Raw genomic sequence first — 22673 nt, 5'->3', positions numbered from 1 at the left:
GGCCCCGGGGGCGTGGAGGTGTGGGAAACCGCTACAGAGCCACAGCTCCACGGGCCTTCGCTGGTGTATGAGAATCCGAAGACAGGCGCCAACGGGTTCGAAGGTCGCCCGGGTCAGCCGTTCAGAGAATCGGCGCCAGGACCATCCGGCCGTACGCGATGAACGCCATGAGGAGGCCCAGCACGCCACTCATGATGATGGGCGGAACCTCGCGGTACTTGATGTGCACCCAGATGAACACGAGGCTCTCGAGCGCCAGGACCGTGGCGGCCACCACCGTGAGCGACGGCTGCCAGTGGAAGGCAGCGGGGACGATCAGCCCGACCACGCAGACGAGCTCGAGGATGCCGAGGGCCCTCCAGGCTTCCCTCGGCAACGCACCAAAGGACGGGACCCCCTCGCTGACCTTGTCGAACATGAAGACCTTCATGACGCCCGACGCTCCGTACACGAGCGCGGCGAGGACCTGCAGGACCCACAACAGGATGTTCATCGTGTGCATCTTCCCGGTTTCCGCGTCGGCGCGCAGCGCGGTTTCTCCCCGTGCGCGCTCCATGTTCTGAGCCTGAGCGGTGTCCTGCTCCGGACCGCAGGCCCGCAGCAACTCCCGCTGGAGCGCCTCATCCGCCGAGAGGCTCACCGCCCGGAAGAGGTCCCGGTTCTGTAGGTGATTTCGAAGGAGGGCCGGGCCTCGAAGAGAGGCTTCGCCATCATGCCCTTGGTGTTGACCCTCTGGGTGGCCCTCAAGACTTGCGCTCGGCGAGCCAGCGCAGCGCGCGGAGCCCGGGCATGAAGCAATACTCGCCACCACGCGTCACGACGAACTGGGGGAGGCCACGAAGGCGCTTGGGAATCGGACGCCTGGGAATGGAGAACGCGCCCGCTCCCGCGTTGGGCCCGGTGACCGGGCACCGGGTGTCGCCCAGGCCCAGTGACGTCCCCGCGTTCACCCATTCCGACTGCACGAACTCGAACTGCCGTCCCAGGTGGGCGCCGATGAACGCGAACATCAATCCCCGGTCGACGCCGTCATCCTCCAGGACGCCCTCCGGAAGCGCCGGACCATACGCGGTGCCCCGGCGAATCATCCGGTGCAGCCTCACGACTCCGGCCACCGGCGTGTCGCGTGGATTCATGCGCCGGATGTGTGAGCCGGCCGGCGTCTTGTATCCGGTGGAGTCATCCGCGTACTGGAAGGCATTGTTCCTGGCGCGGTCCGCGCCCAGGGTGGGGTCGTCCGCGGCGGGGCAGAGTGCCAGCGGAGCCCCGCTTCGCCAGCGGCCCATCATCTTGGCCGCGAGCCATTCCTCCTCGCCGGCGCCAGCCGCATTCTCCCGCAGGTACCGCCGGAACGCCGCGACGCGCTGGTGCAGCTTGCGGAAGACCGCATAGCTCCCATTGCGTCCCAGGACCTCCGGCTGGGGCAGGGGGCCGATACCTCCCAGCTCATCCGGATAGCCGAGCACGAACTCGCCAGGCTTGAGCGGTGGCTCGTGCGGGTTCGTGCCCGGAATGCCGCTCCCCTCTATCGCGGGGTGGCTGATGCCATCCCGGAAGCCGAAGGGCTCTGTCTCGGTGGGCAGCGCGTGGCAGTCCTGCCGCCAGACCGGCGTGACGCCCGGAAGCGTCTCGAAGGCCTTGCGCGCCCTCGCCAGCTCGCCGTCGAGCAGCTTTCGATTCGGGCCGAGCGCCACCACGACGATGTGGACGTCCGAGGAGCCCAGCGGACGCTCCCAGTGCTCCGGGCTGTTCTCACCGGTGTCGCCCAGGGCGCTCGCGCGGGCGACCATTCCCTGCTGGAGCTCCCAGGAGAAGCTCCGCAAGGACTCTGGAGGAAGGCCCAGGGCCTCGAGCCCCCAGTACGTCAGCGCCACCGACACCCAGGCCCTGCCCTCGAGCCGCTCGGGGTCGGCTGCCGACGCGACGACTTCACCGAGCCGTCCGAGGACTTCACGGCCAGCGGCCCGCTCGTCGATTCGCAAGAAGACGTAGGTCGCGGCATAGGGCGTCGGCCGGGGGCGCACCACTCCCGCCTGAATGTCCGCCAGCTCCAGCATGCCGTCTGCGCGTCCGGACATGGTGCTCGCTCACCGGGCCTGGCAGAGGTTCTTCCAGAAGCGCTCGAGGCTCTCGTCGACGCCGAACAGCGTGGAGAAGACGGTGGAGTCCACGACGAGCACATCGCCGGCGCGCTCGCCCTCGGGCGGCACCCAGACACAGGTGTTGAACTCACGGTTGCCGGCCGCGGTGAATGGGTGGGGTGGCCGTGTGAGGTCGATGGGCTGGCGGGCCAGGACCCGGGCCGCCTTCCCCTTCGGGTCCAGCACCTCGTAGTGCGGCAGGTGGAAGTGGAGATTGAAGGACGTCACCCCCGTCAGGTACCCCCGCGTGTCCAAATCCCGTTGGATGGTGAGCGGCGCGATTCGCTTGCCGGCGGTCGCGGGGCGGAGGCCGAAGCGGTTCTCGACGGGAATCCCCAGGCTCCTCAGGAGGGAGCGGCAGAAGAGGCCGAACCGCTGCTGCCGGGGCACCAGGGCGTCGCCATGGTGGGCGTACTCCATGGCCCGCTCCTCCAGGTTGGTGGACGCCCCCACGTCGTGATGTGGCCCGATGACGAGGCACGTCCCCTCCCGCTTGAGGAAGTTGCGCAGCGCCTCGACTTCGCCGGCCGAGGCCGCCTGCTCCGTCGCCATGTGGTCCAGGCCGAAGAGCAGCAGCGTGTCGGCGTCGCCGAGCACCCGCTCGTCAAGCGGCAGGGAGAAGCCAGCCTGGTCGACGCGCTGGAAGACGGGAACGGGATGCCCCGTGACTTCGCCGGCCACCTGCTGGAAGCGGGTCCAGGCCCAGAAGAAGAGCTCCAGCGAGCCCGCGATTCCCTGCTGGAACCGCATCGGGTCCGAGAAGCGGGGATTCTCATACTCCGGCCAGAGCACGCGGCGCACGTCCGTCATGGTCGAGTAGCGGTTGTCCATCACGGTGACGTCCCTGTTCGCCTCTCCGGGGTACGTCCAGGAGACGTAGACGCTGACCCGCCGCCGCCCGCGCTCATACTTCCGTGGCACGTGGTTCTGGTTGTAGGTGCGAGCGGGTTCGGTCGGCATCGTCACTCCTCCTGCCTGGAATGCATGGCGGGGCTGCTCACTGGAGCTGGTCCAGCATGTCCGAGAGCGCGTCCTTGACCCTCAAGGCCTTCTTGACCTCGTCCGCCGTGACGTAGGGGTACTCGCCGTACTCGAGGAAGCTCGGGCACTGGTGTTCCCGCACGAAGCGGATGAAGGCCTCCGAGTTGGTCTTCCAGTCCGCGGGGAAGCCCTCCAGGTTCTCGAAGACGGTATCGACACCGACCTGCTTGAACAGCGCCACCGCGTCCTCGGTGTATTTGTCGAAGTCGGTGTCGAAGATGCCCTGATACATGAAACGTGTGTCGTTATCGAAGAGGACCCATCTCAGGTAGTGGAGCTTGAGCGGTGCCAGCACGGTCGGGTCGCCCTCGAGGGCCTTCGCCAGTTTCTGGCCATAGCTTCGGATGACGTCCGCCCGGCCCGGCTTGACCTTGGCGATGATGGTGAAGCCGTGGCAGGCGGGAGTCCGGGGCCAGACGGGGCCGTATTTCCCTTTCGGCCAGGAGTCGTCCTGCTTCGGAAGCGCCATTGCCGCGGGCTTGAGTTCGCGCCCCATGTCTTGCCCCCGCAGTGTCGTCGATCTGGGTTCAAGGTGAATACGCGGCGGTGGCGCGTCAAGCAGCGCCACTGAGGGCTGGAGGGACAGCGCAGCATCGAGCGATGGATCTCCGTGGAGGAGGCGTCTCCAGGCAGCCGCGCCTCCCGTCGACGCCACCGCGAGTGAGCACCAGCCGTGCGATGGATGACGAGCGCTTGTTGCGGCTGCATGCATGAAGTTCACCGAGGTGTAGACCGCACGGAAGAACCGCTTCCGGAGGGTGGAACGGCGATGCGGGAGACTCCTATGCTCCGCGCCGTGCGCCCTGCTCCCTTTGCCGCCGTGCTGCTGAGCTCCCTCGGACACGGCGCACTCCGGCCCTCACTGCTGGCGCTGGCCCTCCTCGCCGGCTGTGGCACGAGTCGGCCCGCGCCCTCCGCGCCGGCCCGGGTGAGCCGGGCGCCCGCGCGCACCGCGCCCGCAATCTGGGGGCCGCTCGCGCCGGGCAACCATGACGTGGGCCTGCGCGTCATGGCGGTTCCCGCCGGCACGGACGCCGCGGACGCCCGCCCGCTCCAGCTCACCGTCTGGTATCCCGCGCGCGACGCGGCCTCCACCGCGCGCCTGCACTACCGCGACTACGTGGGCCTCACCGGCTCCGAGCAACATCCGGAGTCCTCCGAGGACGCTGACGTCTCCAGGGCCGCGGTGACGCGCTACCAGCAGCTCGTGACGGGGATGGGGCTGCCAGCCGCCGCCGTGTCGGCGTGGTTGAACGCGGACGTCCTCGCGGCACGCGGAGCCGCTCCGGCGCCGGGCCGCTTCCCGCTGGTGCTCGTGGCGCAGGGACGCTTCCACTCCGCCCACCATCAAGCGGTGCTGGCCGAGTACCTCGCGAGCCACGGCTACATCGTGGCCACCACGCCTTTCCCCGCGCACCTCGCGCCGCCGTTGGAGAACGAGGACGTCCTCGCCATCGCGCGGGGCCAGGCCCGGGAACTGGTGCGTGCGCTCGACGCCCTCAAGGCCGACACGCATGTGGACACCTCGCGCGTCGCGCTCGTGGGGCACAGCTTCGGAGCCCGCGCGGCCTTCCTCTTCACGCGCGAGCACCCCGAGACGTCCGCCCTGGTCAGCCTCGACGGTGGCATCGCCAACCGCCAGGGCAGGGAGTGGCTCGCCGGCCTCACCGGCTTCCGCCCGGACGACTTCCGCGTGCCGCTGCTCCACCTCTACCAACAGGGCGACGCGGCGGTGGTGCCCGACTTCGACCTCGTGCGCTCCCTGCGCGGCGCGGACCGGTGGCTCGTACGAATCACGGGGCTCAGGCACCTCGACTTCACCAGCGTCGGCGCCGCCACCGCCGTGGCTCCCGCGCTCGCGCCCGGGGGACGGGCCACGAGCACGGCGCGAGGCTGGGCCGCCAGTGCCAACGACACGCTCCGGTTCCTGGACGCGCAGCTCCGCCAGCAGACGCAGGAGCTCGACTCGCTCTCCACGCCGCCGGACGCCTCCAGCAGCACCTCGCCCGTCGTCACCGTGACGCACTGGCGCCCGGGCCAGCCCTGAGCGTGGCTCGGTTCTCGCTGGATTCAGATTTCCGGCAGCCGCAGGTAAGCCATTTCTCCAGTCACGTCCTCGTGTACCGCATGAAGAGCCGGGCCCCTCCCTCGACTCCTACCAGGCGTCCAGCTCCCAACCCCGTTCGGTCAAGAAGCGCTTCTCTCATTGACGAGTCCGCTTAATTCTGCTTAGCCTTAATTAGCTGTTTATCCGGAATTAACCGCAGTCTTGAAAGGACTTGAGTATGAACAAGTACGCATCGCTTGCTCTGGTCATCTCGCTCGCCCTCACGGGGTGCAACGCTCCGGTTGAGGGCGAGACGGATACCTCGACCCCCGAAATCTCCCAGGACACCGCCGCACCGGAAGAAGGAGCGGATGGCCGGGTGACCGCAATGGCTGGCGTCTGTTTCAATGGCTATCGAGCAGGGCTGTCTTGCAACTCCAGTGTGGAATGCGGCAAGTTCTGTGCCTCGGGCCCCAAGGTCAACCAGTACTGCAACAGCGCTGCGGATTGCGGCAAGTGGTGCTCCTCGGGTTCCAGGGTCAATCTGTCCTGCAACTTCAATACAGACTGCCCGGGCTCTACCTGCGTGAGCACCACCTGCATCCAAGCGACTTGCGGTTGATGCGGGTCTGCTCCCCGATTTTCGGGCCAGTTGAAGCGTGAGGGAGTCCTCGCGGCCAGGCGGCGGGAATCGAAGCCGTACAGGCGGCTTCGATTCCTGCTCGGAGCGCGGGGCAACTTCAGGGGATTGCTACTTCATGCGCACCGTGACGGCGCCGGTGGTGCTGTTGAGGGTGATGAAGCCCTTCTGGAATTCGCTCTCACGTCCACCGGTGACGGCGTACTCGTCCCGCACCGGGTAGCCCAGCGCTCCCGCCTCCCAGCCCATGGACTCCCACTTGTCCCGGATGGGGCCGTGCACCTCCTGCGCTCCCGTCGCCGGCGTCCAGTAGATGCTGCCATTCTGGAAGTGGTTGAAACGGCCCACCCCATCCGGAGTCTTCGTCTCGTCCGTCAGCGGGTAGCCCAGCAGCCCCGCCTCACGGCTCAGCGCCACCCACTTCGCGTTGATGTCACCCACCACCGCATGTGCTCCCGTCGCCGGAGTGAAGTAGATGCTTCCCTTCTGGAAGTGGTTGAAGCGTCCCACCCCGTCCGGCGCCCCCTGCTCGTCCGTCACCGGGTAGCCCAGGTAGCTCTTCTCCCACCCCAGCTCCGCCCACTTCGCATGCACGAGTCCGCGCACCTCGTGCGCTCCCGTCGCCTGCGTCCAGTAGATGCTCCCATTCTCGAAGTGGTTGTAGCGGCCCGTCTGGTCCGGCGTCGCCAGCTCCCCCGTCTTCGGGTAACCCAGCTCACTGCGCTCCCAGCCCAACTGCTCCCACTTCGCCCGGATGTTCCCGTGGACTTCCCAGGCCCCCAGCTCCGGCGTCCAGTAGATGCTGCCGCGCTCGAAGTGGTTGTAGCGGCCCCGCCCGTCCGGCGTTGTCAGCTCATCGGTGAGGGGGTAGCCCAGCGCGCTGAGTTCCCAGCCCAGCTGCTCCCACTTGAGCTTGATCTGCCCCACGACCACGTGCGCGCCGAGCGTCGGAGTCCAGTAGATGCTGCCGCGCTCGAAGTGGTTGAAGCGGCCCACCCCGTCCGGCGTGGGCAGCTCACCGGCCAGGCACCTGCCCAGCAGCGCCGGGCCGTTCACCGCGTCGTACTTCGCCTTGATGTCCCCCTTGAGCACGCAGCTGGAGCAGTTGTTGCTGGTGATGCTCCTGGAGCCGTAGCTGCCGGGATAGGGCGCGAGCGACACGCCGTTGAGGACGATGTCCTGGCCCACGCCGTTGAGCAGTTGCTCGTAGTGGACGTGCGGTCCGCTGCTCGCGCCGGTGCTCCCCGTCACGCCGATCTGCTGGCCCTGCGCCACCTGGGTGCCGCTCGGCACCGAGTAGGCGGACAGGTGAAAGTAGTACGTCACCCATCCGCCGCCGTGGTCGACCTTGATGTAGTTGCCCGCGCCGCCGGACTCGAAGTGGCGCGTGGCGTAGCCCGCCGCGGAGGCGAGCTGGGGCTGGCCGTTGGTGCCCCCTCCATTGTTCACGAAGTCGAGCGCGCGCCGCACCTCGGCGCTGTGGTGGCTGTACGTCCAGGACTGCCCGCAGGGGAAGGGGGCCTGGAAGTTGGGTCGCGCCAAGGGCGTGAGGAGGGACGCCTCCTGCGTGGGCGCCTCCTGCGTGTCTGCAATCGAGTCCTCAGAACCGCAGCCGGTGCCGCTCAGCAGCAGCGCCAGTGACAGACCTGACAGCCACGTACGGGGATTCAGCCAGCCTTCGACTTTCATGGGGATGTCCATCCTGCGCCTGGGGGCGCCGTCCTGGGGAGCGTCGTCGTTCAGCCCTTCCATGAGAGCCCGACCTCTCCGCCATCCCACGAAAAATGAAAAATCAGATTGAAGGGCCGCCTGGAAGCAAGAACCCTTCTGACCTGCTCCAGTGTGGGGCCCTGTTCTGCCGCGAGCGCCTCACGGAGGCCGGCACGCTCAGCGCGCGGCGGAGTAGGACTTGTCCTGCTCCAGCGTGAGGCCCCGGCCCTGCTGGGTGGTGAAGCGGACGGGGAATGTCTGCCATTGCGTGCCGTCCACCGCCGTGCGCACCTCGAAGTGCAGGTGCGGGCCGCGCGAGTAGCCGGTGTTGCCGGAGATGCCCAGCGGCTGCCCGGCGGTGACGGACTGGCCCTCCCGCACGAAGACTCCGCCCGGCTTGAGGTGCCCGTAGTAGCCGAACGTCCCGTCGGCGTGGCGCACCAACACCCGGTTCGCCTTGTCCCGCTCGCGGTAGCTCTTGTCGGTGCCGGCCGTCTTGAAGGTGTGGATGGCATCCGCCACGACGCCGTCGCGGGCGGCGCGCACCAGCGAGCCCTCCAGCAGGTCGAAGTCCAGCGCGTAGCGCATGGGGCCGGTGTGGCTGGTGACGCCGTCGTAGCCCTGAATCACGCGGACGGCGTGGTTGGGCTCGAAGGGCAGCAGGTAGAGGACGGAGTCGTCGTGCCGCGCCCGGGCGGTGCCCCAGTTCCAGTTGTAGTGGACGTTCTTGTACCGCCAGGCCAGCCCCCGCTTCGCGCGCCGCAGCCGCACCAGCGTCTTCGTCTGCGAGCCCTCGAACACGGCGGTGACAGGCAGCGGCGTCGAGAGCTCCACGTTCTCCACCTCCGCGTCGAGCGTCACCGTGAGCTCGGAGGTCGCCGTGGTGCGCAGGGTGAGCGTCGCGCTCTCGGTGTCCGGCTGCTCGGTGATGAGACAGACCCGTCCGTTCTCCGAGCACGACTCGTGGCGGTAGGGAAGGGACGGCGAGGGCTGCGCCCGCGCGGAGCCCCACGCCCAGAGCAGCAGCAGTCCCACGGCACAGCGAGTCGCTGACAAGGAATGACCCTCCTGCCGGCGCGTGCGGTGTGCGCCGTCCGGAAGACTCTAAGCCATCCGAAGCAAGTCCTTGCAGGGGTGGCATCACCGGGCGGCACCAAGGGCCGCAAGTACACGGTGATGGCTTCTACAGCGAGAGGTATTCGGCTGAGCATGTTGCAGCGCCACGCGCTGCAGCGGCGGGTCCACGAGGTGGCAGGAGGAGGAGGTCTGCCCCCGGGATTTTCGGGCCGGTTGAAGCGAGAGAGAGTCCTCGCGACCAGGCGGCGGGTTCGCTTCCCGCCGCCCCTCGCGCACGCCCGTTACAGGAAGCGCTTGAAGAGGCCGAGCTTCCCGGCGTACGGCGGGTAGCGCAGCTTCATGTCGAGCGCGAAGGGCCGCTTCACCACGCTCTTCTTGTGGCTGAAGGCGTCGAAGCTCGACTGGCCGTGGTAGCCGCCGAGCCCCGACTCACCCACGCCGCCAAAGGGAAGCCCCTCGGCGGCGAAGTGCACGCACACGTCGTTGGTGACGGCTCCGCCGCTCGAAGTCTGCGCGAGGACGCGCTCGTTCACCGCGGCGTCGCGCGCGAAGCTGTAGAGGGCGAGCGGCTTCGGGCGCGAGCGCACGAAGCGGATGGCGTCCTCGACGCTCGGACAATCGATGAGGGGCAGCAGGGGGCCGAAGATCTCCTCCTGCATCAGCGGGCTCGACAGGGGCGCATCAGTGATGACGGTGGGCGCGAAGTAGCGGCTGGCCGCGTCGCGCTCGCCGCCGAAGGCGACCCTGCCGTGAGACGCGAGCGCGGAGATGCGCTCGAAGTGGCGGGTGCTGACGATGCGGCCGTAGTCGCTGCTCGTGCGCGCATCCGCGCCGTAGAAGTCCGTGACGGCCTTCTGGACCAGCTCGGCGAAGCGGCCCTTGAGCTCGGGCGGAATGAGCACGTAGTCCGGAGCGATGCACGTCTGTCCGGCGTTGACGTACTTGCCCCAGGCGATGCGCCGCGCGGTGACTTCGAGGTCCGCGCTCTTGTCGACGATGCAGGGACTCTTTCCACCCAGCTCCAGCACGGTGGGCGTGAGGTGCTTGGCCGCGGCCTCGGCCACGATGCGGCCCACGCTGGTTCCACCGGTGAAGAAGATGAGGTCCCAGCGCTCCGCGAGCAGCGCCTGGCTCTCGGCCACCCCTCCTTCCACGACGGAGACGACCTCTGACGGGAAGGCCTCACCCAGCATCCGCGCGAGCACGCTCGAAGTCGCGGGCGACAGCTCGCTGGGCTTCACCACGGCGGTGCAGCCCGCGGCGAGCGCCCCGATGAGCGGCGCAATCGCCAGCTGGTAGGGGTAGTTCCACGGCGAGATGATGAGCGTCACGCCGAGCGGCTCCACGTACTGGTACGCCCGCGCCGGCTGGATGACGAGCGGAGCCGAGCCCTTCCGCGGCTTCATCCACGCCTTCACACTCTTGAGGGCGCCCTTCAGCTCGCCGTAGATGCTGCCCACCTCCGTCAGGTAGGCCTCCTCCGCGCTCTTGGAGAGGTCCGCCTTGAGGGCGGCGAGGATTTCCGCCTCGTACTTGCGCGCCGCCCGCTCCAGCGCCTGCAACTGCTCCCGCCGCCACTCCAGCGGGAGCGTGACGCGCGTCTCGAAGTACGCGCGCTGTTTCTCGACGAGGGACTGCGCGTCGAGCGAAGGCGACGGCTCGGCGGCGAGGTGACTGGGACTCCGAGCCATCGGACTGCTCCTTGTTGTTGTGAGAGGGGTTACTTCAAGAACTCGCCTTTTTCGGCCTTCTCGACGAGCGACGCGGGCGGCAGGAAGTGCTTCCCGTAGCGCTCCGCGAGCTGGCGCGCTCGGGTGACGAAGCCGCGAGGCCCTGTGCCGGTCGGCCCTTCATACCCGTTGATGTACTGCACCACGCCACCCGTCCACGCCGGGAAGCCGATGCCGAGGATGGAGCCCACGTTCGCATCCGCCACCGAGCGGAGGACGCCTTCGTCGAAGCACCTCACCGTGTCGATGGCCTCGGCGAACAGCATCCGCTCCTTCATGTCCTCGAAGGGAATGGTGTAGCCCGGCTTCGTGAAGTGCTGGGCGAGCCCCGGCCACAGGTTCGTGCGCTTGCCATCCACGTAGTCGTAGAAGCCGCCTCCGGTGGAGCGGCCCTTGCGCTGGTGCTGGTCAATCAGCGCGTCCACGACGGCGTAGCTGCCGTGCTCCGCCCACTTCTGGCCCGAGGCCTCGACGGCGGCCTTCGTCTCCAGGCGAATCTTGCGCGGCAGCGTCAGCGTGAGTTCGTCCATCAACTGGAGCGGCGCCGCGGGGTAGCCCGCCTGCTGACCCGCCTGCTCGATGGACGAGGGGGAGATGCCCTCGCCCACCATGGCGATGGCCTCGTTGAGGAAGGTGCCGATGACGCGGCTGGTGAAGAAGCCCCGGCTGTCGTTGACGACGATGGGCGTCTTCCCAATCTGCACCGCGATGTCGATGGCCTTCGCCAGCGTGGCATCGCTCGTCTTCTTGCCGGCGATGAGCTCCAGCAGCGGCATCTTGTCGACCGGAGAGAAGAAGTGCATGCCGACGAAGTCCGCCGGCCGCTTCACGCCTTCCGCCAGAAGAGTGATGGGCAGCGTGGAGGTATTCGAAGCGAGCACCGCGTCCGGAGCGACGACGTCCTGAATCTCCGCGAACACCTTGTGCTTCAGCTCCACGCCCTCGAACACGGCCTCGATGACCAGGTCGCAGCCCGCGAGCGCCTTCGCATCCGCGGTGGGGAGGATGCGCGCGAGGAGCGCGTCACCCTTCTCCTTCGTGACCTTGCCCTTCTCGATGCCCTTCTGCACCAGCTTGACCGAGTACTGCTTGCCCTTCTCGGCGGACTCGAGGCTCACGTCCTTGAGCACCACGTCGATGCCGGCCTTGGCGCAGACGTAGGCGATGCCCGCGCCCATCATGCCGGCACCCAGCACGCCGACCTTCTTCGCCGTGTGCTGCGGGAAGCCCTTGGGACGGCCGCCGCCCGAGTTGATGTGCTGCATGTCGAAGAAGAACGCCTGAATCATGTTCTTCGCGACCTGGCCGGTGGCGAGCTCCGTGAAGTAGCGCGACTCGATGGCGAAGGCGGTGTCGACGTCCACCTGCGTGCTCTCGACGGCCACGGCCATGATGGCGCGCGGCGCCGGCATGTTCGCGCCCTTGAGCTGCTTGCGCAGGTTGGCGGGAAAGGCGGGCAGGTTCGCCGCGAGGCCCGGATTGGACGGGGTGCCGCCCGGAATCTTGTAGCCCTTCACGTCCCACGGCTGCTGCGCGCTCGGGTTCGCCTTCACCCACGCCTTCGCCGCGGGCAGTAGCGCGTCCACCGAGTCCACCACCTCGTGCACGAGGCCGACTTCCTTGGCCTCCTGCGGACGGAGGCGCTGGCCCTGGAGCAGGACCTTCATCAGCGCGTCCACGATGCCGAGCATCCGCACCGTGCGCACCACGCCGCCGCCACCGGGCAGCAGGCCGAGCGTCACCTCCGGCAAACCAATCTGCGCGCCCTTCACGTCCGCGACGATGCGCCGGTGACACGCGAGCGCGATTTCGAGCCCACCTCCGAGCGCCGCGCCGTTGATGGCCGCGACGACGGGCTTGCCCAGCGTCTCCAGCGTGCGCAGCTGCGCCTTGATTTCCTGCCCCAGCTCGAAGACCTGCTGCGCGTTCTCCTTCTTCACGCTGCGCAAGTCATTCAGGTCACCACCGGCGAAGAAGGTCTTCTTCGCGGAGGTGATGACCACGCCGGTGATGCTGTTCTTCTCCTGGACCAGACGGTCCACCACCGCACGCATGGACTTCACGTAGGCGGCGTTCATGGTGTTCGCGGACTGGCTCGGGTCATCCAACGTCAAGATGACGATGCCGTCGGCGTCTCGTTCCCAGCGGATGGTGTTCTGCTCGCTCATGGGTTCGCTCGAAAGGGTGTCGATAGAAGAGGAAGGAATCAGACGCGCTCGACGAGGGTGGCCACGCCCATGCCGCCGCCGACGCAGAGGGTGACGACCGCGCGACGCGCCTTGCGGCGCTCCAGCTCGTCCACCACCGTGCCCAGAATCATCGCGCCCGTGGCGCCCAGCGGATGGCCCATGGCGATGGCACCACCGTTGACGTTGAGCTTCTCGTCGGGGATGCCGAGGTCCTTCTGGTACTTGAGGACCACGGAGGCGAAGGCCTCGTTGAGCTCGAAGAGGTCGATGTCCTTCGGCGTGAGGCCGGCGATGTCGAGCAGCTTCTTCGTGGCCGGCAGCGGGCCGGTGAGCATGATGGTCGGCTCCGCGCCGGACGTGGCGACGGCGGCGATGCGCGCCCGCGGCGTCAGGCCGAGCGACTTGCCCACCTGCTCCGAGCCCACCAGCACCAGCGCCGCGCCGTCGACGATGCCGGACGAGTTGCCCGGCGTGTGCACGTGGTTGATGCGCTCCACGGAGTGGTACTTCTGCAGCGCCACCGCGTTGAAGCCGCCCATCTCGCCCATGCCCTCGAAGGACGGGTTGAGCTTGCCGAGCGAGGCCACCGTGGTGTCCGCGCGCATGTGCTCGTCGCGGTCCAGGATGGTGAGGCCGTTCTGGTCCACCACCGGGACGACGGACTTCTTGAAGTACCCGCCGGCCCAGGCCTTCGCGGCCAGCTCCTGCGAGCGCGCGGCGTAGCGGTCCACGTCCTCGCGGGTGAAGCCCTCCATCGTCGCGATGAGGTCCGCGGAGATGCCCTGCGGCACGAAGTAGGTGTCGTAGTTGGTGGCGGGGTCCATGGCCCACGCGCCGCCGTCCGAGCCCATGGGCACGCGCGACATGCTCTCCACGCCGCCCGCGATGACCAGGTGCTCCCAGCCCGAGCGCACCTGCTGCGCGGCCATGTTCACCGCCGTCAGGCCGGAGGCACAGAAGCGGTTGAGCTGCACGCCACCCACCGTCTCGGGAAGGCCGGCCGCGAGCACCAGCGTCCGCGCGATGTCCGCGCCCTGGTCTCCCACGGGGGAGACGATGCCGAGCACCAGGTCGTCGATGCGCTTCGGGTCCAGGCCGGGGTTGCGCTTCTTGAGCGCATCCACCAGCCCGACGAGCAGCGAGATGGGCTTGGTCCCATGCAGCGCGCCCTTCTTGCCCTTGCCGCGAGGGGTGCGAACGGCGTCGAAGATGAAAGCTTCTTGGCTCACCAGGAGCCTCCTTGGAGGAGTGGGTGGAAGGGGTCTACAGGGAACGGGCGACGAGCTCTTTCATGACCTCGTTGGCGCCGGCAAGGATTCGCAACACTCGCGTATCCGCGAAGAGGTGGGCAATGGGGTACTCCTTCATGTACCCGTAGCCGCCAAACAGCTGCAGGCACCGGTCCGCGACGATGCAGGCCTGGTCGGTCACCCAATACTTGGCCATGGCCGCCGTTGCCACATCGAGCTTGCCCGCCAGGTGGGCTTCGATGCAGTCGTCGATGAAGGTGCGACAGACACGCCTGAGGGTCGCACACTCGGCCAGCTCGAAGCGCGTGTTCTGCAGAGCGAAAAGCGGCTTGCCGAAGACGTGCCGCTGCTTCGTGTAGTCGATGGTGACCTCCACGGCGCGCTCCAGGCTCGCCATGGCGATGAGCGCCGTGCTCAACCGCTCCTGGGGGAGCTGCTGCATGAGCTGGACGAAGCCCCTGCCCTCCTCCCCGCCGAGCACATTCACCGCAGGGACCTTGAGGTCATCGAAGAAGAGCTCGGTCGTGTCCTGGCCCTTCCCGCCGAGCTTTTCGAGGATGCGGCCCCGCTGGAAGCCGGGCGTCGTGTCGGAGACCTCGGCACACAGCAGGGAGATGCCAGCGTGGCCCTTCGCGTCCCCCGTCCGCGCCGCGATGATGAGGAAGTCACACACGTGGCCGTTGGAGATGAACGTCTTCGCCCCGCTCACCCGGTAGAAGTCGCCTTCACGCACCGCACGGGTGGAGATGGCCTGGAGGTCCGAGCCCGTCCCCGGCTCCGTCATCGCGATGGCGCCCACCCACTCGCCGCTCGCGAGCTTCGGTAGCCACTTCTGCTTCTGTGCCTCGGACGCGTAGGCGAGGAGGTAGTGCGCGACGATGGTGCAGTGCACGGCGAAGCCCATGGACGGGTCTCCGGCGCGAATCTGCTCTTCGATGAGGACCGCCTCGTGCGCGAAGGTGCCACCGCCACCGCCGTAGGCCTCTGGGATGGACATGCAGAGCAGCCCCAGCTCGCCCGCCCGCCGGTAGAGCGCCTTGTCCGGATACCCCTGGGCCACGTGCTTCGGCACGTTGGGGAGGACTTCCTTCGTGAAGTAGCTGGCCGCGAGCCCGCGCACCTGCTCGAGCTCATCCGAGCTCCACCGAGAACGTGCCGTCATGTCCACCTGTCTCCGTTCTAAAGCCCGAACGTCTTGCCGATGATGTCGCGCTGGATTTCGCTCGTGCCGCCGTAGACGGTGGAGATGACCGTGGCGCGCAGATGCGACTCCATGTCGTATTCGGTCGCGTAGCCGTAGCCGCCCATCATCTGCATGCCCTCGAGCGCCACGCGCTTGGCCGTCTCGGTCGTCTTCAGCTTCGCCATGGAGGCCTCGCGAGGGAGCATCCGCTCGGGCGCCTCGTCCGCCATCGCGGCCACTCGGTAGAGGAGCAGCTCGCAGCAGTCGAGCTCGGTGGCGAGATCCGCGATGCGGTGCTTGAGCGCCTGGAAGGAGCCCACCGGCTTGCCGAACTGCTTGCGCTCCTTCACGTACGTGACGGCGTCGTCGAACGCGCGCCGGCCGCGGCCGAGCATGGTCGCCGCGAGGATGAGCCGCTCGCTGTTGAGCCCCGCCATCAATTGCGGCCAGGCCTGGTCTACGACGCCGACGACGGCGCTCTCCGGCAGGAAGCAGTCGGTGAAGAAGACGTCGTTGACGTCCCTGCCCGCCATGGTGGGGATGCCGCGAATCTCCACTCCGGGCGTGCCGGTGGGGACGCAGAACATCGTGAGTCCCTCATGACGCGAGCCCGTGGTGCTGGTGCGGGCCACGAGCAACATGTGGTCCGCGAGGTGCGCGTTGGAGCACCAGGTCTTCTGCCCGTTGATGACGAAGCCGCCCTGTGTCCGCGTCGCGCGGCAGGTGATGGCGGCGGCGTCCGAGCCGGCTCCGGGCTCGGAGATGGAGATGGCCTCCACGCGGCCCTGGATGATGCCGCCGAGGACCTTCTCGCGCTGGGCCTCGGTGCCGAACTTCGCGTACGGCCCGGCGGCGACCGCCGTGGTGACATAGCCCCCCACCGGGGCGAGCCCGTACGCGGTGCGCTCGGCGAAGAGGCACATGTCGGCCATGCCGCCGCCCGAGCCGCCGTACTTCAGCGGGAGGCCCACCCCGAGCCAGCCGAGCTCCGCCATCTGCGCGTAGAGGGTGGGGTTGTGGGCCTCGGTGCCGTTCCGGGTCAGCGCGTCGCGCTGCGCGCGCGTCCCCGTCTTGTCGCGGCAGAACGCGTCGATGGCGGCGGCGAACGAGGCTTGCTCCGGGGTTCTCGCATGCATGGGAGTGGGAGGCCCTTTCAGGCGTTTGCGTAGAGCGAGGCGATGCGCTCGGCGTACTTCTCGAGGATGACGCGGCGCTTGAGCTTGAGGGTGAGCGTGATTTCGCCCGTCACCGGAGACCACGCCTCGGGGACCACCTCGTAGCGCTTGAGCTGCTCCGCCCGCGAGAGCCGGGCATTGGTCTTCGCCACGAGGGAGTCGAGCTCGGCGCGAATCGTCGGGTCGCGCATGAGGTCGACGAGCGACTGCGCCACGACGCCGCGGGCCTTGGCCCAGACCGGCGCGGCTTCCGGGTCCAGGGAGATGAGTGCCGTCAAGAAGGGACGATTGTCACCAATCGCCATCGCCTGACCGACGAGCGGGTGCGCGCGCAGCATTCCCTCAATCTTCGAGGGCGCGATGTTCTTCCCGCTCGAGGTGATGATCAGCTCCTTCTTCCGGTCGGTGATGGAGAGGAAGCCGTCGGAGTCGACCGTGCCGATGTCGCCGGTGGCGAGCCAGCCGTCCCTGTCCGTCGCGCTGACAATCCGGCCGTCCTCGGAGAGGTAGCCGAGGAACACCACGGGGCCGCGGACGAAGATTTCACCGTCCGGGGCCAGCCGGAGCTGCACCCCTGGGATGGTCCGCCCCACCGCGCCGACGCGGAAGTCCGTAGGCGTGTTGACGGTGGCGCAGCCCGTCGTCTCGCTCATGCCCCAGACCTCCAGCACCTTGATGCCGAAGCCGCCGAGGTACTCGAGGATGTCCACGGGGATGGGCGCCGAGCCGCTGCTCGCCCACTGCAGCGCGTCCAGTCCGAGCGTCTGGCGCAGGGGCTTCAAAACTCGCGCCTCCGCCTCCTCCGCCTTCCGCTGCAGCTCCGGGGACACGGCCCCTCCGGAGCCTTCGAGCCGGAAGGCCTCCAGCGCCACCGCGTGGGCGGCGAGGATGGCCTCGCGCTTCGGGGCTTCGAGCGCGTCCAGCTTCGCCCGCAGGCCCGCGGCGAGCTTCTCCCAGAGGCGTGGCACGCCGAAGAACGCGGGGGGACGCGCCCGCGCCATCATCGGCATCACGCCCGCCGGGTCCGTGCAGATGTGCACGTGCAGCGCCTTGTAGAGCGCGCGGTAGAGGCCGAGCTCGCGCTCGCCGATGTGCGCCAGCGGGAGGTAGGCGATGGAGGGAACCCGCATCGGGACGGGAGCGGAGAGGTCCACCGCGACGGCCTCGTAGAAGGCGTTGCGGTGGCTCAGCACCACGCCCTTCGGGTCGCCGGTGGTGCCCGAGGTGTAGATCATCGAGATGGGGTCTTCGGGCCGGATGGCCTTCCAGCCGTCCTCGAAGACGGTGGGGTCCGCCTCGTGCAGCCCGCGTCCCTCGGCTTCGACTTCCGCGTAGGAAACGAAGCGCGCATCCCCGGCGGGAATCGCCGAGGCGTCGACGACGATGACCCGCTTGAGCGCCCGGAGCGTGTCGAGCACCGGCAACCACCGTGAGACTTCGTCCGCGCCCTCCAGCACCACCACCGTGGCCGCGCTGTGCCGCGCGACGTAGCCTATCTGCTCGGTGCTCAGCGTCTGGTACGCGGTGCAGGGGATGGCGGCGAGGTGGGCCGCCGCATAGTCGATGACCCAGTGCTCCGGCCGGCTGGACATCATGATCATCATCCGCTCGCCGCGCCTCAGCCCGAGCGCGCCGAGCCCGCGACAGAGCGCGGCTGTCTGCTCGCGCAGCCAGGCCCAGGTGAGCGTCCTGTCTCCGGCGGTGAGGGCGGGCTCGCCCGCGTACTCCTCGGCATTGCGCTTGAGCAGGAGCGGCAGCGTGAGCTTGTCCGCCTGTGATTGGCACTGCGCTTCCAGGGCTGCGAGGGACGGACCCATGGGTACCTCCTCCGAGTCATTGGCCTTGCGTGCTGTGTGGGGTGTTCCTCTTCAGGGGTCGACGTAGAGGTCGAGCAGGACGTCGGGCCCGCCCCCGTAGCGCGTGAAGTCGGTGACGCCCTCGGCGCGCAGGACGTCCTCGTCGATGAAGGTGTTTCCGGTGCACTCGCGCGGCCGGCGCTGGAGGATGGCCACGGCCGCGTCCGCCATGATGTCCGGCGCGCGGGCCCGCTCCATCGACGTGTCGCCCCCGAGCAGGTTCTTCACCGCGGCGGTGGCGATGAGCGTCCGGGGCCAGAGCGCATTCGCGGCGATGCCTGCCTCGGCGAACTCCGCGGCCCAGCCGAGCGTGAGCAGCGTCATCCCGTACTTGGCCAGCGTGTACGCCGGGTGCTTCCCCATCCAGTGCGGCGCCAGGTTCACCGGCGGCGACAGCGAGAGGATGTGCGCCTGGGAGGAGCGCCGCAGGTGCGGCAGCGACGCACGCGTCAGGAGGAACGTCCCCCGCAGCTGAATCTGCTGCATCAGGTCGAAGCGCTTGACGGACAGCTCCTCCGTCTTCAGCGGAGCGAGGGCGCTCGCGTTGTTGACGCAGAAGTCGATGCCGCCGAAGCGCGCCACCGTCTCGTCCACGGCCCGCTGCACGTCCGCTTCGTCGCGCACGTCGCCGACCACCGCGAGCGCCCGGCCGCCCGCGGCTTCGATTTCCGCGGCCGCCGTGTGCACCGTCCCGGGCAGCCTCGGGTCCGGGGTGTCCGTCTTCGCCAGGAGCGCGACATTGGCGCCCAGCCGTCCCGCCGCGACGCCAATCGCCAGCCCGATGCCGCGGCTTCCTCCGGACATCAACAGCGTGCGTCCCGCGAGCGGCTCGAGAGTCATTTCTCGTCCCTTCCCCGCTTGGGCCCCGTCTTCGGCGCCTTCGCGTCGCCACGCTCGGGACCGGCCTGTTGAGCGAGCTGGGGGAACACGTCGCGCACGATGGTGATGAGCGCTTCGCTCAGGAGCAGGTGCGCGTCCTCGCGGGAGAGCGTCCCACCGCGAATCCACTCGCGGATGGTGGCCTTCACCAGGCCGGCGTAGGAGCGCATCATCGCCCGGTGCCGTACGTCGCTTCCGACCTCCACCTTGAGGCCCAGGAACTCGAGCGTCTTCGAGGAGGCCACGTCGTCCGCCTCGGAGATGATGCGGTCCACCTCCGGGTCCGAGCCGATGCCCCCCGAACCGGTGACGGCCACGTACGTCTTTCCGTGGGTCGCCACCGTGTTGAGGTACCACTCGACGCTGCGCTCCACCCGCTGCCTCAAGCTCCCGGTCATGGGCACGTTCTCTTCCAGGCCGGGCATGAGCAGCATCCTCTTCACGACCTTCAAGTAGAGGTCCCGCTTCTGCCCGAAGTAGTGGTTGATGAGCCCCCGCGCGACGCCTGCCTCCAGGGCGATGTCCGTGGTGGAGACGTCCGCGTACGGGCGCTCGCCGAACAACCGCGCGGCGCACTCGAGAATCTGTTCCCGGCGCGTGTCCGGCTCGAGCCGCTTCCAGCGTGGAGCCTCGGCGGAGCTCATGACTGCTGCTCCAGCCAGGGGAGGAATGCCGGCAGGTCCTCGCCGAGCGTCCGGGGGAACTTCGCGGGCCGCTTCTGCAGGAAGGACATCACGCCCTCCACGGCGTCCTCGCTCTGCCCCAGGCTCGCGATGAGCCGACTGTCGAGCGCGAAGGCGGGCTCGGGCGAAGGCAGCGCGCTCATCCGGTAGAGCTCCTGCCGGATGACGGCGACGGACACCGGCGCGGTGGTCTCCACCAGCTCTTGGGCGAGCGCATGGGCGGCGGCGAGCAGGGCCTCGGGCTCGTGGAGGGAGCGCACCAGGCCCGCGCCGAGCGCCTCCTCCGCGGGGATGAGCCGGCCGCTCACCATCCAGTCGAGCGCGCGCCCCATTCCGACGATGCGCGGCAGGAACCAGCTGGAGCCCGCCTCCGGATAGATGCCACGCCGGCTGAAGACGAAGCCGAAGCGGCTGTCCTTCGCGGCGAGGCGGAAGTCCGCGGGGAGAATCATCGTCGAGCCCACACCCACCGCGGCGCCATGGACGGCGGCGATGACGGGCTTTCGCAGCGCGAACATCCGGCGCGTCACGCGGGTCGCCGGCTCAATCCAGCCGCGCGCCAGGACCTCTTCATTCATCACCTCGAGCGATTGGCCGCTCAGGTCCGCTCCCACGCAGAAGTCCCTGCCCGCGCCGGTGAGGATGACCACGCGCACGTCTTCGTTCGTATCCGCGGCGTCGAGCGCGTGGGCGAGCTCGTCCGCCATGGTCACCGTGAAGCCATTGCGCGCTTCGGGGCGGTGCAGCTCCAGCGTGGCAATCCGGCCCGAGAGCGAAGACCGGATGTGTTGGTAGCTCATGGATGGGACCTCCGTGCTCCCGTGAGAATGATGATGGGAGCTTGTTGGCACAGTGTCAACAACAAGGGCTGCTCGGAAGCCTGTCTGGCTTTCGACGTGTTGCGTCACCGCGCGTTCGTGAACTTCCTGGATGCGCTACGTAGGGTCTCATGACTCGGACCCTCGGTGCCCACGGGCCGTCTGTCTCCTCGCTGGGCCTCGGTCTCGCCGCGCTCGGCCGGCCGGGCTACATCACCCTCGGCCATGGCGCCGACTTCGGTGAGGACCGCTCCGTTCCCGCCATGGAGCGCCAGGCCCATGCGGTGCTGGATGCCGCGTATGACGCCGGTGTCCGCTACTTCGACGCCGCGCGCTCGTACGGCCGCGCGGAGGCGTTCCTCGCGTCGTGGCTCTCTGCTCGGGGGCTGCGTCCCGGGGACGTCACCGTGGGCTCCAAGTGGGGCTACACGTACACCGCCGACTGGCAGGTCCGCGCCGAGCACCACGAGGTGAAGGACCACACCCTTCCCACCCTCCAGCGGCAGCTCGGGGAGAGCCGCGCGCTGCTGGGGCCGCACCTGGCGCTGTATCAAATTCACTCCGCCACTTTTGAGAGCGGCGTGCTGCGAGACACCGCCGTCCTCTCCGCGCTGGCCCGGCTGCGGGAGCAGGGGCTCGCCGTGGGACTGTCGCTCAGCGGTGCCTCGCAGGCGGACGTGCTGCGGAGCGCGCTGGAGGTCCGTGTGGATGGGGCGCCGGTGTTCTCTTGCGTGCAGGCCACGTGGAACCTGCTGGAGCGCTCCGCCGGGCCCGCGCTCGCGGAGGCCCATGCCGCCGGCTGGGGCGTCATCGTCAAGGAGGCCGTGGCCAATGGCCGGCTCACCTCGCGCGACTCCAGCCCGGAGTTGCTTCCGCTGCGCGCGCTGGCTTCCGAGCGCGGCGTGACACCGGATGCGCTCGCGCTCGCCGCGGTGCTCGCGCAGCCGTGGGTCTCCGTGGTGCTCAGCGGTGCTTCCACCGTGGAGCAGCTCCGGGACAACCTGGCCGCGCGCTCCGTGCCTTGGAGCGCGGAGCTGGACTCACGACTGCTCGGTCTGGTGGAGGCGCCTCGCGACTACTGGGCGAAGCGCTCCTCCCTGCCGTGGAACTGAGCTTTCCTTCAGCTCACGGCGTCTCGTTGACGCTCGCGAAGTCCACGTCGAAGTCCGCGCCGGTGGTGTTCGTCGAGTAGAGGATGAGCTCGTTCGCCGGAGACACACCGTTGGGCGCGGACAGCCACTCCCACTGGTTCAGCAGGGTGCTCTCCGTGTCGATGTGCGTGTTGCCACCGTTGCCCGTGCCCAGGCCCACCTTGCCGCTGCGCACGTAGACCCACGCGCCCGACACCGCGTGGTCCGGCCCGTCCAAGTCACACGGGTTGTCGGACGGGAAGACCTGCACCAGGCCGTTGCGCTCGCCCGAGGTCATGACGCGCATCATCCGCGTCCCCGGCACTCGCGTGGACGGCTTCACCTCCGTGTAGAAGTGCGCCGGCGCCGTGTTCGCGAACAGCGTCCAGTTCGCCGCCGCGGAGGTGCCCGCGCCGCCCGGCACATTCACGCTGCTCGTCGCGAACACGCTGTTGCCGCTCAGCAGGTCGAAGTCAGCGTTCTTCAGGAGGTTGGGCGCCTCCACCACGCTCGCGGCGTCGACGAAGAACTCCGCGCCGCCCACGTCCGCCGAGTAGATGATGAACTCGTTGGCCGGAGAGACGCCGTTGGACGCGGCCAGCCACTCCCACTGGCCCGTCGTCTGGCTGAGGGTGTCCAGGCCCGTGTTGCCACCGTTGCCCGCGCCCATGCCCACCTTGCCGCGCAGCACGAAGACCCACGCGCCCGAGATGACCTTCCTCGGCCCCGTGCCGAAGGGCTTGAACACCTGCACCAGGCCGTTGCCCCAGCCCAGCGTGTTCACCTGAATCATGTTCGACGTGCCCGCGTTGGGCCGCGCCGTCGGCAGCACGCGCGAGTAGATGTAGCCCGCGGTGTTGGTGAACATCGTCCAGTCCGCCGCCGCGGACCACCCCGCACCCCCGGGTACAGAGGTGATGAGGGAGACGGGGTTCCCGACGGAGCCCACCGTGTCGTAGCTCGCATTGGACAGGAGGTTCAGCTTGCGCGGGGTGACGCAGAGGTCCTGCTCCGCGCTCGCCAGCGAGGACGTGTCAGTGGGGGTCGCGTCCTCGGGGACGGGACCACAGGCGGAGGCGAACAGCAGGGCGGCGGACAGCAGGGCACGGCGTTGCATGAGAGGC

At 68.6% G+C, this 22673-nt stretch carries 19 protein-coding genes; 3 read left to right on the top strand and 16 right to left on the bottom strand.

Features of this window, described 5'->3' with window-relative positions; translation table 11 throughout:
* Positions 1-121: 121 nt before the first annotated feature.
* From G4D86_RS13355 to G4D86_RS13340, 4 genes are all read right to left on the bottom strand, one after another.
* Positions 122-640 (bottom strand): DoxX family protein, encoded by a 519-nt coding sequence (locus G4D86_RS13355; protein WP_163993434.1) that lies wholly within the window; start codon positions 638-640, stop codon positions 122-124.
* A 103-nt stretch (positions 641-743) separates the two neighbouring features.
* Positions 744-2078, bottom strand: coding sequence for a Dyp-type peroxidase (locus tag G4D86_RS13350; protein WP_240360225.1), 1335 nt, complete (start codon positions 2076-2078; stop codon positions 744-746).
* 9 nt (positions 2079-2087) lie between these two features.
* Positions 2088-3101 carry a hypothetical protein gene (locus tag G4D86_RS13345; RefSeq protein ID WP_240360224.1) on the bottom strand — a complete coding sequence of 338 codons (1014 nt, stop codon included), beginning with the start codon at positions 3099-3101 and terminating at the stop codon, positions 2088-2090.
* Positions 3102-3138: 37 nt separating this feature from the next.
* Positions 3139-3678, bottom strand: coding sequence for a hypothetical protein (locus G4D86_RS13340; RefSeq protein WP_163993432.1), 540 nt, complete (start codon positions 3676-3678; stop codon positions 3139-3141).
* 273 nt (positions 3679-3951) lie between these two features.
* Here G4D86_RS13340 and G4D86_RS13335 point away from each other — a divergent pair, with 273 nt between their 5' ends.
* Together G4D86_RS13335 and G4D86_RS13330 are read left to right on the top strand one after the other, a co-directional pair.
* Positions 3952-5229, top strand: coding sequence for a dienelactone hydrolase family protein (locus G4D86_RS13335; protein ID WP_163993430.1), 1278 nt, complete (start codon positions 3952-3954; stop codon positions 5227-5229).
* Positions 5230-5467: 238 nt separating this feature from the next.
* Positions 5468-5851, top strand: coding sequence for a hypothetical protein (locus tag G4D86_RS13330; RefSeq protein ID WP_163993428.1), 384 nt, complete (start codon positions 5468-5470; stop codon positions 5849-5851).
* A 129-nt stretch (positions 5852-5980) separates the two neighbouring features.
* Here the strand turns inward: G4D86_RS13330 and G4D86_RS13325 are convergent, their stop codons facing one another.
* From G4D86_RS13325 to G4D86_RS13275, 11 genes are all read right to left on the bottom strand, one after another.
* On the bottom strand, positions 5981-7558 hold the full coding sequence (locus tag G4D86_RS13325) for a peptidoglycan DD-metalloendopeptidase family protein (protein WP_163993426.1): 1578 nt from the start codon (positions 7556-7558) through the stop codon (positions 5981-5983).
* 198 nt (positions 7559-7756) lie between these two features.
* Positions 7757-8635, bottom strand: coding sequence for a M23 family metallopeptidase (locus tag G4D86_RS13320; protein ID WP_163993424.1), 879 nt, complete (start codon positions 8633-8635; stop codon positions 7757-7759).
* Positions 8636-8937: 302 nt separating this feature from the next.
* The gene (locus G4D86_RS13315; RefSeq protein ID WP_163993422.1) at positions 8938-10347 is read right to left on the bottom strand and encodes an aldehyde dehydrogenase family protein; all 1410 of its coding nucleotides are present in this window, start codon (positions 10345-10347) and stop codon (positions 8938-8940) included.
* Positions 10348-10376: 29 nt separating this feature from the next.
* A complete protein-coding gene (locus G4D86_RS13310) occupies positions 10377-12554 on the bottom strand; it encodes a 3-hydroxyacyl-CoA dehydrogenase NAD-binding domain-containing protein (RefSeq protein ID WP_163993420.1) in 2178 nt (725 codons plus the stop codon).
* Positions 12555-12592: 38 nt separating this feature from the next.
* Complete coding sequence (locus G4D86_RS13305; RefSeq protein WP_163993418.1) at positions 12593-13804, bottom strand: acetyl-CoA C-acetyltransferase; 1212 nt, start codon at positions 13802-13804, stop codon at positions 12593-12595.
* A 34-nt stretch (positions 13805-13838) separates the two neighbouring features.
* Positions 13839-14987, bottom strand: a complete 1149-nt coding sequence (locus G4D86_RS13300) for an acyl-CoA dehydrogenase family protein (protein WP_163993416.1) — start codon at positions 14985-14987, stop codon at positions 13839-13841.
* A 17-nt stretch (positions 14988-15004) separates the two neighbouring features.
* Positions 15005-16144, bottom strand: coding sequence for an acyl-CoA dehydrogenase family protein (locus tag G4D86_RS13295; RefSeq protein WP_163993414.1), 1140 nt, complete (start codon positions 16142-16144; stop codon positions 15005-15007).
* 17 nt (positions 16145-16161) lie between these two features.
* The gene (locus G4D86_RS13290) at positions 16162-18000 is read right to left on the bottom strand and encodes an AMP-dependent synthetase/ligase (RefSeq protein WP_163993412.1); all 1839 of its coding nucleotides are present in this window, start codon (positions 17998-18000) and stop codon (positions 16162-16164) included.
* A 51-nt stretch (positions 18001-18051) separates the two neighbouring features.
* Positions 18052-18879: an SDR family oxidoreductase gene (locus G4D86_RS13285; protein ID WP_163993410.1), complete on the bottom strand. Its 828-nt coding sequence runs from the start codon at positions 18877-18879 to the stop codon at positions 18052-18054.
* Positions 18876-19562, bottom strand: a complete 687-nt coding sequence (locus G4D86_RS13280) for a TetR/AcrR family transcriptional regulator (RefSeq protein WP_163993407.1) — start codon at positions 19560-19562, stop codon at positions 18876-18878. The genes G4D86_RS13285 and G4D86_RS13280 overlap by 4 nt, the downstream gene beginning before the upstream one ends.
* On the bottom strand, positions 19559-20401 hold the full coding sequence (locus tag G4D86_RS13275; protein ID WP_163993405.1) for an enoyl-CoA hydratase-related protein: 843 nt from the start codon (positions 20399-20401) through the stop codon (positions 19559-19561). Before G4D86_RS13275 ends, G4D86_RS13280 begins: the two co-directional genes overlap by 4 nt.
* Before the next feature lie 149 nt (positions 20402-20550).
* Here G4D86_RS13275 and G4D86_RS13270 point away from each other — a divergent pair, with 149 nt between their 5' ends.
* Positions 20551-21531, top strand: a complete 981-nt coding sequence (locus G4D86_RS13270; protein ID WP_163993403.1) for an aldo/keto reductase — start codon at positions 20551-20553, stop codon at positions 21529-21531.
* Between the two features lie 13 nt (positions 21532-21544).
* On the opposite strand, the gene G4D86_RS13265 is transcribed toward G4D86_RS13270, so the two are convergent.
* Entirely contained in the window at positions 21545-22666 is a 1122-nt protein-coding gene (locus G4D86_RS13265) for a hypothetical protein (protein WP_163993401.1), read from the bottom strand.
* Positions 22667-22673: the final 7 nt, after the last annotated feature.

It is taken from the genome of Pyxidicoccus caerfyrddinensis (assembly GCF_010894405.1).
Classification (GTDB): domain Bacteria; phylum Myxococcota; class Myxococcia; order Myxococcales; family Myxococcaceae; genus Myxococcus; species Myxococcus caerfyrddinensis.
Note: the sequence above shows the minus strand (reverse complement) of the source record. Positions and strands in the feature narration are given on the sequence as shown.